This window comes from Nostoc sp. ChiQUE01b, from assembly GCF_034531255.1.
Classification (GTDB): Bacteria; Cyanobacteriota; Cyanobacteriia; order Cyanobacteriales; family Nostocaceae; genus Nostoc.
On the sequence record NZ_JAVRBM010000076.1, the window covers coordinates 12,200 to 27,496 of the forward strand.

11 protein-coding genes and 1 pseudogene are annotated in these 15,297 nt (G+C 41.6%); 11 read left to right on the top strand and 1 reads right to left on the bottom strand.

Features of this window, described 5'->3' with window-relative positions:
- From RMY63_RS32540 to RMY63_RS32570, 7 genes and pseudogenes are all read left to right on the top strand, one after another.
- Positions 1-300, top strand: a 300-nt coding sequence (locus RMY63_RS32540) for a hypothetical protein (RefSeq protein ID WP_322732659.1), incomplete at its 5' end; no start/stop codon positions are given.
- A gap of 29 nt (positions 301-329) precedes the next feature.
- Complete coding sequence (locus tag RMY63_RS32545; protein ID WP_322732660.1) at positions 330-725, top strand: hypothetical protein; 396 nt, start codon at positions 330-332, stop codon at positions 723-725.
- A gap of 65 nt (positions 726-790) precedes the next feature.
- A complete protein-coding gene (locus RMY63_RS32550) occupies positions 791-1,042 on the top strand; it encodes a hypothetical protein (RefSeq protein ID WP_322732661.1) in 252 nt (83 codons plus the stop codon).
- 204 nt (positions 1,043-1,246) lie between these two features.
- A complete protein-coding gene (locus RMY63_RS32555; protein ID WP_322732662.1) occupies positions 1,247-2,518 on the top strand; it encodes a carbamoylphosphate synthase large subunit in 1,272 nt (423 codons plus the stop codon).
- Positions 2,519-2,897: 379 nt separating this feature from the next.
- Positions 2,898-4,601: pseudogene (gene crtO, locus RMY63_RS32560) on the top strand (beta-carotene ketolase CrtO).
- Positions 4,602-4,973: 372 nt separating this feature from the next.
- Positions 4,974-5,984, top strand: coding sequence for an SDR family oxidoreductase (locus tag RMY63_RS32565; protein ID WP_322732663.1), 1,011 nt, complete (start codon positions 4,974-4,976; stop codon positions 5,982-5,984).
- Between the two features lie 535 nt (positions 5,985-6,519).
- On the top strand, positions 6,520-7,707 hold the full coding sequence (locus tag RMY63_RS32570; protein ID WP_322732664.1) for an MFS transporter: 1,188 nt from the start codon (positions 6,520-6,522) through the stop codon (positions 7,705-7,707).
- Between the two features lie 283 nt (positions 7,708-7,990).
- Here RMY63_RS32570 and RMY63_RS32575 read toward each other — a convergent pair whose 3' ends face one another.
- Positions 7,991-8,707 carry a heme oxygenase (biliverdin-producing) gene (locus RMY63_RS32575; protein WP_322732665.1) on the bottom strand — a complete coding sequence of 239 codons (717 nt, stop codon included), beginning with the start codon at positions 8,705-8,707 and terminating at the stop codon, positions 7,991-7,993.
- Positions 8,708-9,271: 564 nt separating this feature from the next.
- On the opposite strand from RMY63_RS32575, the gene glmM reads away from it, so the two are divergent.
- The 4 genes from glmM (at position 9,272) to hpsN (ending at position 15,276) form a co-directional block, all read left to right on the top strand.
- Positions 9,272-10,744 carry a phosphoglucosamine mutase gene (gene glmM / locus RMY63_RS32580; RefSeq protein WP_322732666.1) on the top strand — a complete coding sequence of 491 codons (1,473 nt, stop codon included), beginning with the start codon at positions 9,272-9,274 and terminating at the stop codon, positions 10,742-10,744.
- Between the two features lie 558 nt (positions 10,745-11,302).
- On the top strand, positions 11,303-12,079 hold the full coding sequence (locus RMY63_RS32585) for a glycosyltransferase family A protein (RefSeq protein ID WP_322732667.1): 777 nt from the start codon (positions 11,303-11,305) through the stop codon (positions 12,077-12,079).
- Between the two features lie 290 nt (positions 12,080-12,369).
- Entirely contained in the window at positions 12,370-14,025 is a 1,656-nt protein-coding gene (gene hpsL / locus RMY63_RS32590) for a hormogonium polysaccharide biosynthesis protein HpsL (RefSeq protein ID WP_322732668.1), read from the top strand.
- Between the two features lie 270 nt (positions 14,026-14,295).
- Complete coding sequence (hpsN, locus tag RMY63_RS32595; protein ID WP_322732669.1) at positions 14,296-15,276, top strand: hormogonium polysaccharide biosynthesis glycosyltransferase HpsN; 981 nt, start codon at positions 14,296-14,298, stop codon at positions 15,274-15,276.
- Positions 15,277-15,297 lie beyond the last annotated feature (21 nt).

Here is a 15,297-nt window from a genome sequence, read left to right on the forward strand (position 1 = left end):
GTAGCGACTACTCCCAAGTCTGTAGCGACTACTCCCAAGTCTGTAGCGACTACTCCCAAGTCTGTAGCGACTACTCTCAAGTCTGTAGTGACTACTCTCAAGTCTGTAGTGACTACTCCCAAGTCTGTAGCGACTATTCTCAAGTCTGTAGCGACTACTCTCGTGTTTCCTACCTTTTGCCTCTTGCCTTCGTACACGAGTAATTATATACCGGGATATTACTGGTATAAGCTAAAAATTTTACGATTGGAAATTGCGATTTATGCTGAACCGGAATCGGGTTTAATTGAGGCAAGCTAGTTCTAGAAGTATCTTAAAAGAGCAAATTTATGTCTCGTCAAAAACGTACATCCCGCATTTTAGAAAAAGCTGAATTAAGAGCATCTGGGATGAAATCGATTGTTCCAAGCATTAAATTTGAAGAGGATTATACTTTAGAAAAACTGATTGAGTCAATCGAACAGTTGCGTAACAAACTTGATGTTCATAATAGCGCTCTGGCTATAGTTGACTCTTCTTTAACAGAAGTTGAACAGATAGAAAAAAACTTAAGGCAGCTTTCTGAGAAAATGTTAATGGTGGTTGCTATCAAGTACGGCAAAGACAGCGCTGAATATGAAATGGCGGGTGGTGTTCGCAATAGCGATCGCATTCGCAAAATGAGATCGAGCCGCTTAAAAAATCTTGCAGAACAAGCATCAAATAAGAATGGAAAAACTGCATAGAAAATAAGGTAATACCATTTTAGATTTTAGATTTTGGATTAAAATCAAAATCTGAAATCTAAAAAATGGTTTTAAGCCTCTCCATTCATGGAGATAAAAATAAAAAAACGATTACTTTCAAGCCTCATCTTTATAAGGAGAGGTCAACAAATTTTAGATTTTGGATTTTAGATTTTAGATTGACTGCACCCACTCTTGGGATACAGCGTGTGGATTTTAAATTGACGATTTTAGATTTGTTCCGCCCACAAGGGGCGGGGCTTGAACCGAAAAATAATCCAAAATCCAAAATCCAAAATCTAAAATCTAAAATCTAAAATTCAGAGGTCAAACCAAACATTTACAACTGTTTATCAAACAAAGTCAACCAAAAGATAGATTTATTTTGCCGAAATTTGTTAAAGCCTTAGCTACAATTACTAAAAAAATTGTCTCTAACTAAGATCGGTTATGCTGGCAGGAGTGCAGACAGAAGATATATCTGTACAACTGTTTGAGGATGCGGTTTCTGGGAGGGCTAAATGAACTCAAAATATAACTTTCAATACTTTCAAGGAAGTTCTCTTTCCGATTTGTTTGCTCAAGACATCACAGATGCATCTTATGGGTTTATCCTAAATTACCCTGCAACTGCCAGTTGGGCTGCTTATCCCAACCTAGAAAAATATTTTATTCAAGATGGCAGTAGTGAAGCCACCAAAACCTCCTTTGACAAGATTTGCCAAAAGGAACCTTGGAAAATTTTAGCTGTGTTAGGCGATCGCATTCCAGGAATTGCGATTAATCCGCCGCCGAAGTCGCTGCTTGCATACTGGCAAGAGCATTTTGGCTTCAGCTACTCCAATAGGTTGATGATGGATCGCTTGACTTATCTGGACGATCTCAGCCACAGCGAACGCTTTGACAAACTCATCACTCTATTTCCCTTTGATCGCCTAAAACCTGAAAAACACGCTATTGATTCAGACACCCATTACCGCTTACTCAGCAAAGTAACCCTAGCCGAACTGGGGGTGCAATGTCCAAAATACGAGAGTTATAATTTGCACTCCTGTAGTCTAGAAGACATTCATTTACCACAATTTCCTTACTTAATTAAAACGTCCCACGGACTCTCAGGAGAAGGCACTTATATTATCAAAAGCCTCAGCGATCTCAACTACTGTCTTGAAGAAATCAATAAATATCTGGATATTAAGTTGCTCGATAGAATTATTGTCTCGGAGTTTATCAAGAATCAGGTGCAGAATTACTGCGTACAGTTCTATGTTAACAAGGCGGGAGAGATAACCCTCATCGGCACTACCAGCCAACTCGTCACTCCAGAAGGGAACTATTTAGGGGGACTGATTGACTACCGCAACACTGACATGAGCAAGTTCTTTAAGATGATTGCTGCCATTGGTCAGTATGCTTACAAACAGGGTTATTTCGGCGTAATTGGGTTCGATGTGCTGGAAGATAAAGACGGACAATTTTATGCGATCGATGCCAATTTCCGAGTTAATGGATCGACTCCGTTGTGCTTGCAGCGTCATACCCTACTGGGACTGGGAAAGGAAGTTGCTAAATATTCTAGTAGCTACCGCATGGAAGGAACGTTGGATTCAATTTTAGTGACTTTAAAACCAGAACTAGATCGTAAAGACTTAATCGTTCTGTCGGCTTTAGAGAAGGTCAAATACGGAAAAATATACACCGAAATTTATGCGATCGTCACTGGAAAAACTATCGAAGAAATGCAGCATATCGAGCAGAAATTACAGACTAAGGGATTACAATGGCTCCCTTAAACAGATTTAATAAGATAAAGTTGCAGCATTGCCACACACTGTACCATTGATTCGATTGCCAGAACAGTCTGTGTTTGAAACTTAGTGCAAACAAACACCATCTAATATCATGTCCGGTTAAAGACTTATCATTAAGAAGGCAGTTCTTGCTGGGGGAGAAAGAGTTTTCAGATTTTTGCACAGATGCAAGAATCATAACTAATCAGCCGGACATGATATAACTTCGTTTTTGCAGTCAAAGGTAGCCGCTATCTTACCCACATGAAGAAGTTAAAATACTCCTACTAGATATATAAATATTCTCTAACCCACGAAAGATTTAGATATCTTCAGCAATTAATAATATCAGTGAATATACTTTAATCTCCACATTGCAGTCATGGAATCGTATGACGTTATAATCATTGGTGCTGGTCATAATGGCTTAGTTTGTGCAGGCTACCTGCTAAAAGCTGGTTACAGCGTCCTTTTATTGGAAGGGCGATCGCTTCCTTCCTGGTGGCGGTTGTACGACAGAAGAACTTATGCCTAACGAAGCGCCTGGTTTTAAATTTAACCCTTGCGCGATGAACCACCTGTTTATTTTCTTGGGGCCAGTCATCCAAGAGTTGGAACTGCATAAGTACGGCTTGGAATACCTGAGCTGCGATCCAGTTGCCTTTTGCCCTCATCCTGATGGCAAGTATTTCTTAGCCCATAAATCGGTGGAAAAAACTTGTGCGGAAATTGCCCGTTACAGTCAGCGTGATGCTGAAAAATACGCTGAGTATGCCGACTTTTGGCAACGCTTTATCAAAGGGATTGTCCTTTCTTCAATGCACCACCCAAATCAATTGTTGATATTGCAGGCAATTACAATCTCAATAGTCTGCAAGACTTATTTTCTCTTCTAGGTGGCTCTAACACAACCCTTGATTTACTTCGTACCCTACTCAGCAGTGCCACAGATAATATCAACGAGTATTTCGATTCTGAGTTTCTCAAAGCACCTTTGGCTAGACTCTCAGCAGAACTGAGTTCCCCTCCCTCACAAAAAGCTATGTCCTTCGGGGCGATGATGATGATGTTGCGTCATAATCCCGGTATGGCAAGACCACGTGGCGGTAGTGGCGCACTTGTCGAAGCTTTGGTGAATATGGTCAAAAGTCAAAGTGGCGTTATCCTCACCGACCAAAAGGTAGAAAAAGTATTGGTAGATAATGGTAAAGCTGTCGGTGTGCGGGTTGCAGGTGGCAAAGAATATCGTGCCAACAAAGGTGTTATCTCAAGTATTGATGCCAAGCGTTTATTTTTGCAACTAATGGATACTAGCGATGTGGATAGTGCCGATTGCAACCTGCGCGAAAGATTAGACCGCCGCATCGTCAACAACAATGAAACCATCCTGAAAATTGATTGTGCTTTATCTGAACCGTTGCGCTTTGTCCACCACAATCATCAAGATAACTATCTGATGGGTTCTGTTCTGATTGCCGATTCCGTCAATCATGTAGAACAAGCTCATAGTCTGATTACTTTAGGCAAAATTCCTGATGAAGACCCATCAATGTACGTGGTAATGCCTACCGGACTCGACCCATCGATGGCACCGTCAGGCAAGCACACATTATGGATAGAGTTTTTTGCACCTTATCAAATTGCTGGTGCAGAGGGTACGGGGTTAAAAGGTACGGGTTGGACGAATGAACTGAAAAACAAAGTTGCAGACAAGGTGATTAATAAACTAGCGCAGTACTCGCCCAATCTCCAACATTCAATCATCGCGCGTCATGTTGAAAGTCCGGCTGAGTTGGGAGAACGGTTAGGGACTTACAAAGGTAATTATTACCATATTGATATGACCTTAGAACAAATGCTTTGCTTCCGTCCCTTGCCGGAATTAGCTAACTACAAAACATCAATTGATAACTTGTATCTTACTGGTGCTGGAACTCATCCGGGTGGTTCAATTTCTGGTTTGCCGGGACGTAACTGTGCGCGTGTGTTTTTGCATAATGAGCAACCCATTGCCCAGAAAATCAAAAAAGCGGGAGGTTCAATTAAATCTGCTTTCGCATCTGTCTTGCGGAGGGAATCAGACTAAGAGGCTGTTTGTAAATAAAGTAAATAGCATCAGGATCTTGATTCATTTGAAAGTTGAGTCTGAAGTAGGTAAACAGCTACAGATGAGATTTTGTAAAGCTTCTTGAGCAAGTTCGTGATGCTTTTTCGCCCAAAGTATCAAAAGTCTATAAAATGCCCTGAGATACTTCCTGTGATGCTTTCAGATTCCCCAATAGACAGAGAACTGCAACCATAATAATAATTAACATATATATATATAGTAGAGTTATTAAAAAATATTTTTAATAGCAATTGATACTAACAAAGCGACTGAATTACTTACTGAAGCTCAAGTCTCTAACGCTGTCGAAACCAATTCCCAATCCCTAATTTATTTTAAAAAGTAACACTTATGCAATTAAAGCCAATCAATCAGCAAGTCGTTTCTGTCGTTGGAGCTTCCAGTGGGATCGGACGGATCACAGCTCTTGAGTTTGCTAGACGAGGGGCAAAAGTGGTAGTCTCCGCTCGCGGTGAGTCGAAGCTAAAGTCTTTAGTGGAGGAGATTCGCGGCTTTGGCGGCGAGGCAACTTATTGCGTGGCTGATGTGGAAGTATTTGACCAAGTTAAGGCGATCGCAGATAAAACTGTGGAAGTGTACGGGCGACTCGATACATGGGTACATGTCCCCGCTATCGGCATCTTTGCCACTTTCGACAATACAACACCAGAAGAGTTTAAGCATGTCATTGATGTCGATCTCATGGGACAAGTGTATGGTGCAATGGCGGCCCTACCCCATCTGAAGCGTGAGGGACGGGGGGCATTGATCCATGTCTCTTCAATGGAAGGTACGCGATCGCTCCCCTACCAAAGTGCTTACTCGGCAGCCAAGCATGGGGTGGAGGGTTTTATTGAAGCCATGCGTGTTGAGTTGCAACATGAAAAATGGCCGATCAGTGTCACAAGTGTGAAGCCAGCAGTGATCAACACTCCCTTCTGGAACAATGGCCTGACAAAATTAGGTGTAAAGCCTGCCGGAATACCACCTTACTACGAGCCTAAACTTGTAGCTGATGCTATCCTCTACGTAGCTGAACATCCAACTCGTGACTACTTGGTTGGGGATGTATCTAAAATATTAGATTTGCTACAGCGCATCTCACCACCATTAGTAGATTCACTGTTACTGCTCGTCGGCTTCAATTTACAGCATAGTTCCGAGCCGAAATCTGAAGATGCATCAAATAATTTTTACCAACCTGTTGCTGAAGACGAAAGAGTTAACGGAGACTACAGTAACTTAGTTATACCTAGCGTTTCCGACTGGCTAGAGAAAAATCCGCTTCTCCAGTGGGGTGCGATCGCTGGTACAGCAGCATTAGCGTTGCTAGCAGCTCAAATAATCAAAGAGCAAGGATAAATAGACCTGTCCAAAAATTTGCAATCCAGTTCTTGCAAGGGTTTAAGAAAATCCTTGCAGACTTTTTGGCAATGTAGTAATGAGATTTTGAGATGGTTACTAATAGTTTAGGGCAGAAAAATACATATAGCAGTCGAAGCATAGGTTAGGACTATGTTGGTTGCTGAAACCTTTGATAATACTGAGTTTCTACTCAGCACGGGCTAAACGCCCCGCTACCGCTAACAGCACGGGCTAAACGCCCCGCTTCCGCTAACAGCACTCAGCACTTTGCTATAACTATTGATTCAGGCGATCGCTATTTTTTCTCAAATTGAATCAAGCAATACTCTAAGAGGGTATTGGCGTATTTTACTCTTATTCAGGTTCGTCAATATTTAGGTGCGTTTGCCCTGTTAGTTTGATAGGTTGATTTTTACATCAATTAATAACGAAGTTTATAGCTAAATTTGTAGTGGACATTAATAAAATAATTTAGGTTGTGTCATCGTAAATCTCAGCAGTCAAATTGTCTGATCCAGGAGCATTCCAGCCAATGAGAGACTATCAACGCACCCTACCGCCTCTGTGGATAGGTTCGGCGATCGCCTTCTATGCCTTTATTGCCATTGGCATCGCTGAAGCAGGATTAGGAGTTCTTCTGCCCTCCATTCTGTCTACCTATAACCTGACTCCAGCAACCGTCACCCTGCTGTTTGTCAGTCAAATTAGCGGCTACATTCTGGCAGCATTCACCAGCAGTCTTGTGAGTAGTCGGCTGGGGTTAGCCCGAATGCTGTTAATTGCTGCGGGTGCGCTGACGATGGCACTGACGATCTATGCCATCTCACCCTCCTGGTTTCTCATGGTTGCTGCCGGATCGGGGTTGGGATTGGGCATTGGGTTAATTGATGCAGGTATTAACACTTACATTGTGCAAGATTCCCGCAGTGCCAGTCTGATTGGTTTGCTCCATGCTTTCTATGGTATTGGCGCCCTCTCAGGCCCGGCGATCGCTACTACTTTGTTAGCAATTGGCATGAACTGGCGACAGGTTTATGGGGTATTAGCTGGGATTGTCAGCCTATTAATTGTGAGTGTGCTGGGCGTAATCATCTTCAACTACACACCAATGACACAACGGGTATTGGCATCAAATACAACTGCCTTAGAAAATCTGGGCAGAGCGCTCCAAAACCCGATAGTACTGCTAACTGGGCTACTTTTGCTGATTTATGTTGGCACTGAAGCCTGCATCGGCAACTGGGCATACACTGTGCAATCCGTCGCTCGTCACACTCCTACGCTGATTGCTGGTTACAGCGTTAGTGCCTACTGGCTGGGATTAACATTGGGACGTTTCATCTTAGGTTATTTCTTGCAATGGCTTGGAGCAGTCCGCACAATCAGTATGTCGCTCAGTCTTGTAATGATTGGATTGCTTGCTTGGTGGCAACTGCCAGATCAATGGATTAGCTTACCGTTAATTGGGTTTGGGTTGGCAGCCATCTTTCCTGCAACCATTTGGTTAATTCCTCAACGATTACCTGACCCCCATGTTCCTGCGGCTGTTAGCATTGCCACTAGTGCCGCCAGTTTCGGGGCAGCGATCATACCCACTGGAGCAGGCTGGGTTGCAAGTTGGGCAAATTTAGAAATCATCCCAATGTTGATGCTGCCATTGGCGCTCTTAATGGTGGGCTTACATTGCTGGCTGGTGCAACATTCGGTAAGAAGCAAGTAGGGGCACGGTATACCCATTGGTGTCAACTTAAGCAAAAAGTCAGCATTCTAGCAATGCTTTGATAGTTTCATCATTACCAAAAATTTCGTATTAACTCCTTCAATCATAATTGAGGGGCAATCTCCCCATGCTTGCTTTCACGAATCAAAAGCAGTCACAAGGCTATTGCCCCTAAATATTTTGAGCGTCGATCGCTCTTTCGCCAGAAACACCTATGAATTATCCTTCATCAGGTTATCTGAACTTATGACTCCACACACCATACTCCGCAATCTCAACACGATTACTCAGCAGTGACGAGTTCAGTACTACCGCGTGTACGACGCCGTGTGAGGCTATTATACAGCATTACACCAATCGCCTTGATCAAATTACCTTCCAATTCCTGGAACAGCTTCATGTTCGTGCCAAAGGCGGCGTTAGCTTCATCAACGATGCGATCGGTTGCCGCCTCGTCAAGGGGTAATTCATCCAAAATTTGCCGATATTTGCCTTTGAATGCCTTCTCATCAGTAATTTCTGGAAACTCATAAAAGGCTGTTCCTTGTCCATCAGACAAATTCATCGCTGTTACAGCAATATTTTTGAGAATTTGTCCCCCGGATAAGTCACCTATGTAACGAGTGTATGAATGGGCGATTAACAATTCCGGTTCTGTAGCAGATATTTCTCGGATGCGTTGTACATAAGCTTCACCTGCGGGAGATAGTTTGATTTGCTCTCTCCAGTTTGCACCAAAGTAATAACTTAGGTCTTGTTCTAGGCTATGCTTGCGGTTTAGCTGAGGAAAGTTAATTTTAGAAACTATTGGGTGCTGGCGATGTTTTTCTATTTCCTCTTCCATCGCTGAGTAGACGAAGTAGAAGTTAGCAACTAGTTTCCGGTAAGAGTTCTTTTCCACTACTCCTTTTAAAAAGCACTTGACAAAACCTACATTTTCTGCCATTGTGTGGGCTTTTTTAGTGCCTACACGTAATTTGGTTGCTAAATTGCTGCTCATGCTAAATTTCTCAACTTTAAAAATTCAACTGCCGGAGTTTTAACCGACCAACGGCTAAAAAGGCCATTAAAACGTTACCTTAAAACTATTTGATGAGAATTTATATTAAAATTTTTTAAGCTTTATATTTTCGTAGCTTTTTACACAACAAACTTACTAAATGAACAAAAGTTTATATTGCTGGGATTTTAATTTTTTGTTTTTAGCAGCTAGATTATGCTTTCATTCTCAAGTTTACCGGAAAATAACTTACTTTATACAAGTTATAAATATTACTTAAATCTAAAAAAGACATTAAGTATTAACTAATACATATAAGAGTCCAGACTAAGATAGAGGGCATAAGAAAAAGAATTAGCTAAAATAAGTAAACTTTACTTACTAACGTAAAAACCAATACTGAATTCATGAAATATTTACAATTACAGCCGATTTGTTTAAGTGTTTTTACTTAAAATTAAGTTTATCTAGAGCAAATTTCTCAAGAGAATAAAGAATGCCGAAATTGCTCAATCAAGTTTCAAGTGCTATTTTTCAGTTTGTTGTGTGGAGTGTTTAAATAATATGGTTTCATCTGTAACTCGGACATCAGGTATTGCTGGGAATTCTGCTTCGGAAGCTAATGGATTAGGCAAAAGGATTGAAAGCAGTTTTGTACTGAATTTACTACCACTACCAGCAAATCCGTTATTTGGCACAGATGGTATTCGTGGGCGAGTGGGAGAATTACTGAGTGCGCCCTTAGCATTACAAATTGGTTTTTGGGCGGGTATTGTTTTACGTAACCATGCTACTAGTCTGGGGCCAGTGATTCTGGGACAAGACTCCAGAAACTCCAGCGATATGCTGGCAATGGCTTTGAGTGCAGGGTTAACAGCAGCAGGGTTAGAGGTTTGGTATTTGGGATTATGCCCCACTCCTGCCATTGCCTATCTTACCAGCGTTACTGATGCCATCGGCGGAGTGATGATTTCTGCCAGCCACAATCCCCCAGAAGACAATGGGATTAAAGTTTTTGGTGCCAATGGTGGGAAGTTACCGCAAATATTGCAGACAGAAATAGAAGCGGGACTGCGTGGCAAGATATCACCAATAACTAGAGTCAGTAATTTCGGACGGCATTACTCACGTTTGGAGTTAGTGGAAGATTATAGCTCGGCGTTGAAAAAACCCTTGAACAGTGCCCTAAATCTTCAGGGAATGAAGATTGTTTTAGACTTGGCGTGGGGAGCAGCAGTTGGGTTAGCACCATCAGTATTTACACAAATGGGGGCAGAGGTAATCTGCTTGCATAACGAAGCAGATGGCGATCGCATTAATGTTAACTGCGGTTCTACGCACCTAGACATTCTGGCAGCAACGGTACAAGAACACAACGCCGATATCGGCTTTGGCTTCGATGGCGATGCCGATCGCGTCTTAGCAGTAGACAATACCGGCAGGCAAGTTAACGGCGATTACATTCTCTACCTGTGGGGACGCCACTTACAACAAAACCAACAATTGCCAGACAACCTGATTGTATCTACAGTCATGGCCAACTTAGGCTTTGAGAAAGCTTGGCAGCAAATTGGTGGTAACTTAATTCGTACCGCAGTTGGCGACCAATACGTGCAAGCCGAAATGCAGCGCACTGGAGCAATGTTAGGTGGCGAACAATCAGGGCATATTCTTTGCCGTCACTATGCCGTGACTGGAGATGGCTTGTTAACCGCATTACACATAGCATCTTTGGTGAGAGAGGCGGGTGTTCCCTTGAGCGAATTAGTAGATCGAAGCTTCCAAACCTATCCACAATTGTTGCGGAACGTGCGCGTTGTCGATCGCGATCGCCGTTTGGGATGGCAAGATTGCCAACCTGTGCAAGAAGCGATCGCTCTTGCTGAAGCTGCAATGGGCGATTCCGGCAGAATTTTGGTTCGCGCCTCTGGCACAGAACCAGTCATTAGAGTAATGGTGGAAGCAGCCAATGCCGAACTCGCTAACTACTGGACAAATGAACTAGTTTCACAAGTACAGCAGCATCTGATGGACTAAATTAGCTAATATCTCATCTCAGCTAAAAAAAACGCCAAATTTAATCACAGCTTCTACGAATTAACCACCCTTGGTTATGTGTAGAAGCTGTAACATTGTGATTACTTATTAAACCTGAATAACCCAATACGGTTCGTTAAGGTTTTTTGATGAAAATTCTAGATCGCTAAAGATGCGATAAATCGCTGTCAAGACGAAACGACCGATATTGATTGTAGAGACGGCGATTCATCGCGTCTCTTGCCTTAACCGAACAGTATTGAGGCTCAATGTCTGACTAGGAACGAGACGCCTCTGATAGAGATGGCGGTTCGATAAATTAAGCTTTTTGGCAATTTTTGCGTAGTCCTGTGTGGAAATCATAACTAATTATGCGGACATGATATGGGACTCATATTTGATTGCGTGAAAAAAACTCAGTACACCTTTATTCCTTTTTCCCAGTCCCCGGTCTCTACGAGTAATTCACCGAATCAAATCGGATTGCTATATGACATTTAGTCTTAACGTGTTATTATTTGCTTCGAGATTCCTAGCTGTTTGTTCTGATAAAAAACTGTGCTTGTTTTTGTTATCCCACTCAAAAGTGCACAAGCTTCCAATTCCTGGGAGCGTGTTACACAATTATTTGAAAGATGCATTAAATCAGTTTGCAATCAAACCTCACCGAACTTTCACGTTATTGTTGTTTGTCACGAAAAGCCCAGAATAGAATTCACTCATCCTCATATTACATACATTACAGTTGATTTTTCCCCTCCAAACGAGCCTACCCGTGAAGCCAAAGGAGACACAGATAAAGGGCGTAAAATCTTAAAAGGATTGGTTTATGCCCGTCAATTTTCTCCGACTCACACTATAACTGTTGATGCTGACGATTGTGTTAGTGGAAAGTTAGCCAAATTTGTTCAACAACACCCTGATTCTAATGGATGGTTTATAAATAAAGGTTATAAATATCAGGAAGGCAGTAATCATGTATATATTAAGAGAAGCAATTTTTATAAAATGTGCGGTACTTGTAACATTATTCGATATGATTTGAATGATTTGCCAGAAACCGCAGAATATAATCGTGGCTACGGATACTATAGATATTATATAGACCATGCTAAAGTTAGAGACATTTTAAAAAACAAAGGAAAATCAATTAAATCACTACCATTTCCAGGTGCGATTTATATTTTGGGAACAGGAGAAAATCTTTTTAACAATTCAAAAAGATTAAGATTTAGCATTTTTAATCGGAAATTGTTAAATCAATCATTGAGAGATGAATTTGGATTATACGATTTACAACAATCAAAAGAAATTTATCAACTATCGGAATTGTAAATTATTTTTGAAAAAGTCTAAGTAGTCTTGTAGAGTGTATTAGCAAAGCGTAACGCACCAAAAGCTTGGAACTGTAAGCTAATGCGCTTATATATTGCACAAACTCCGTATAGACCGTCATTAGTCATTTATGTTTCTAAGGACAAAGGACAAATGACAACCTTCACTAGTTAATGTGCAATTTTTTTTGCGTAACAGCTTACCATAGTTTCGGCGCTAACACACCCTAAATCAAATGTTAGTCCTATATAATGGAGTATTTTGCGAGGCTGATAGGCTACAGTGCCACTATGCCAAAATTCAAATCAAAATCTCAGCAATCTAAAAAATCGAAAAAGCAGGCTAAAAAAGAAACTTCTACCCTTAGCCTCAAAGAACAGTTAGCCCAAAAGCGCAAATCTGCCCAAGTACGTAAAGAACTCACTAGCTTACTCACCACCGCAACCTTTGGCGGTATCTTCGTTGGCATTCTACTTTTTTTCGTAGCTGGAATTAAAGCAGCAGTCCCTGGTGTGTTAGGGATAATAGTCATGTCCCTTTCCTACAAATATCCGCGCCAAGCCCTATATGCCTTCATCATTTACATACCTGTGGGAGGTACTGTCACCTACTACTTGGGCAATAGTCCCATACTCCAATTAGCTAAAGATGCCTTTTACGTTCCAGCGCTAATTGGACTTTGGCAGACTTGCCGTAGACAGGGGCTACCTATAATTATTCCCAAAGGCATTAAAATTCCACTTTATATTGTTTTGGCTTGCAGTCTGCTCACACTGTTGTTTGTCAATGGTGGACAGCAATTTAACCCGCCTAGTGCGGGACTATTAGAAAAAGCACCCCCAGAAATACCATTAGGTATGGGAATTCTGGGACTAAAAGTATTTTTAGGTTATGTCCCCCTGATTGGTTGTGCCTACTATCTAATTCGCGATAAACGGGATTTTCTATTTTTATTGCGCCTCCAGATTGTCCTTACACTGATTTGCTGCGGGCTGGGATTTATTCAATATTTCTTACTATTAACTGGTGTATGTGAAGGCACTAGAGGTTTGGAAGGAGATGCCTTATTTAGAGCAACACTCGAAGCCCGATGTTATTTTGGTGGAGCGCTAGTATATAGTCCCGAAGAAGGGGTTATTCGCCTACCAGGGACATTTGTAGCTCCTTGGCAGTGGGCATGGTTCTTAATTTCTAGCACCTTTTTTACTTTTGCCACCGGCTTCAACGATCCCTCCCCAATATGGCGGATAATCGGTTTAACTTCTTTAGTGGGAGTCTTTATCGATGCTGTAATCTCTGGACAGAGAATCGCCTTAGCTTTAGTACCAATCTGCTTCGGAATTTTGCTATTACTCACCGGACAACTTGGCAACCTGAAACGATTTATTCCCATAGGCGTGGGACTTGCCTTCATTTTGGGAATTGCGATGGTGGCTAACCCTGCTGTCGTACAAGAGAGAACCGAAAGTTTTGCCAGTCGTTGGAACGCTTCACCACCTCAAGATTTTATCATCCAGCAATTTGAAGAAAATTGGAAAAACGTAGACGGGCCATTGGGAAGCGGCTTAGGACGAGCAACAAACTCTGCCCGTGTGATGGGTCAAACTAAGCTTGTGGAAACCTACTACCCCAAAGTACTTTATGAAGTAGGAATTTTTGGATTATTAGCGTTTCTGGGTTTGGTAACAAGTTTAACAATTCTGGGTTTTAAAACCTATCGCTCCATAAAGAACCGTAATTTCCGCAGTTACGGAGCAGCTTTGTGGGTGTTTATATTGTTTATTAGTTACAACACTTACTATTATCCTCTGGATGTCGATCCTGTTGCTGCCTATTATTGGTTTTTTGCAGGAGTTCTTTTTAAGTTGCCAGAACTGGAGAAACAAGATAAGGAAGATGCCAACCCTCAGCAAAAAAAGCAGAAAAGACGTCTAAAAACAATTTAAATCAAATAAAAATGGCCAAAAATATGATTAGAGGTCAAAAATACCTCAGTATTTCAAACCTAACTCTAAATTCTCGCCATACACTTATTTTTCGATGATACTTATTGATGGGTAAGCAATTTCGTAGTCAGGGAGAGGAATGAAAGCGAGGTTTTCCAGAAGCCGTGAAAATACAGTGTGTAAATTAAAGCAATAGCCGTTTACTGAATTTTATGAAAATTAATTTCTACAAGGCTATTATAGAAGTAGTAAAATTACTTAATAAAAATTATGAATAATTGGCCATTAGTTACTGTAGTTATCGCGACCTACGGACGAGAAGAAGCGCTACGCGATAGCATTGTGGATGTCTTAAAACAGGACTATCCAAATTTTGAAGTTTTAATTGTAGACCAAACTCCAAAACACCAACCAGAAATTCAAGCTTACCTAGAAGAGATGCTGGAGGCAGGTAAAATTAAATGGTTGCGCTTAGATTGGGCAAGTTTGCCAGGGGCGCGGAATTATGCTGTGCGGCGGTCATCTGGTGAAATAATATTGTTTATTGATGATGATGTTCAGTTAACCCCTGGATTGTTAACAGCCCATGCGAAAAATTATGTGCAAAACCCAGAGGTGGGGGCTGTAGCCGGTCGAGTCTTTGACAAAATGAAATTAGGTGATTCTGGAGGAGATTTACAGATTGAATATTTGCCTCCCGAAGCTATGGACCCAGGAATTGCTTGGTATCATATTGATTTAGTACATACCATCAAACCCCAACAAGTACTGACAGCGAGGGGTTGTAATATGTCATTTCGCCGCGAAATTTTTACCAAGTATGGATTGAGGTTTGATGAAAGATTTGGTGGGAGTGCAGTACGCGAAGAGTCAGATTTTTGTTTGCGGCTGCGACAAACGGGGTATAAAATTTGGTACGACCCAGAAGCCCATTTGGTGCATTTAGGCGAAGAAACAGGGGGTTGTCATGATATTAGTATGCGATCGCTAAAATATCAACTCACCTTTTACCACAACCATTTTTTACTGGGGCTGAAAAACCTGACTGCGACTCAAGCTTTACGCTTATACGGTCGTTTATTTGACTGTCACGTTCTTGGACGCCCACCTTGTCATAAAAGCGGTTCCCCCATCAAAATCGCCACTCGCGGTATTTTCTACACTTTGGGTTTTTTCAAAGCTTTGGGTACTGTCATCCAATCAATATGGAACGATGGTCAAATTTACAGTCGATTGGATGAACAAGTTTAGGTATTAGTCATTTGTCATTGG

Excerpts from the sequence above, each read along its gene's own strand:
- RMY63_RS32545 (WP_322732660.1), top strand. The coding sequence starts at position 330 with ATGTCTCGTCAAAAACGTACATCCCGCATTTTAGAAAAAGCTGAATTA.
- RMY63_RS32550 (WP_322732661.1), top strand. The coding sequence starts at position 791 with ATGGTTTTAAGCCTCTCCATTCATGGAGATAAAAATAAAAAAACGATT.
- RMY63_RS32555 (WP_322732662.1), top strand. The coding sequence starts at position 1,247 with ATGAACTCAAAATATAACTTTCAATACTTTCAAGGAAGTTCTCTTTCC.
- RMY63_RS32565 (WP_322732663.1), top strand. The coding sequence starts at position 4,974 with ATGCAATTAAAGCCAATCAATCAGCAAGTCGTTTCTGTCGTTGGAGCT.
- RMY63_RS32570 (WP_322732664.1), top strand. The coding sequence starts at position 6,520 with ATGAGAGACTATCAACGCACCCTACCGCCTCTGTGGATAGGTTCGGCG.
- RMY63_RS32575 (WP_322732665.1), bottom strand. The coding sequence starts at position 8,707 with ATGAGCAGCAATTTAGCAACCAAATTACGTGTAGGCACTAAAAAAGCC.
- glmM (WP_322732666.1), top strand. The coding sequence starts at position 9,272 with ATGGTTTCATCTGTAACTCGGACATCAGGTATTGCTGGGAATTCTGCT.
- hpsL (WP_322732668.1), top strand. The coding sequence starts at position 12,370 with ATGCCAAAATTCAAATCAAAATCTCAGCAATCTAAAAAATCGAAAAAG.
- hpsN (WP_322732669.1), top strand. The coding sequence starts at position 14,296 with ATGAATAATTGGCCATTAGTTACTGTAGTTATCGCGACCTACGGACGA.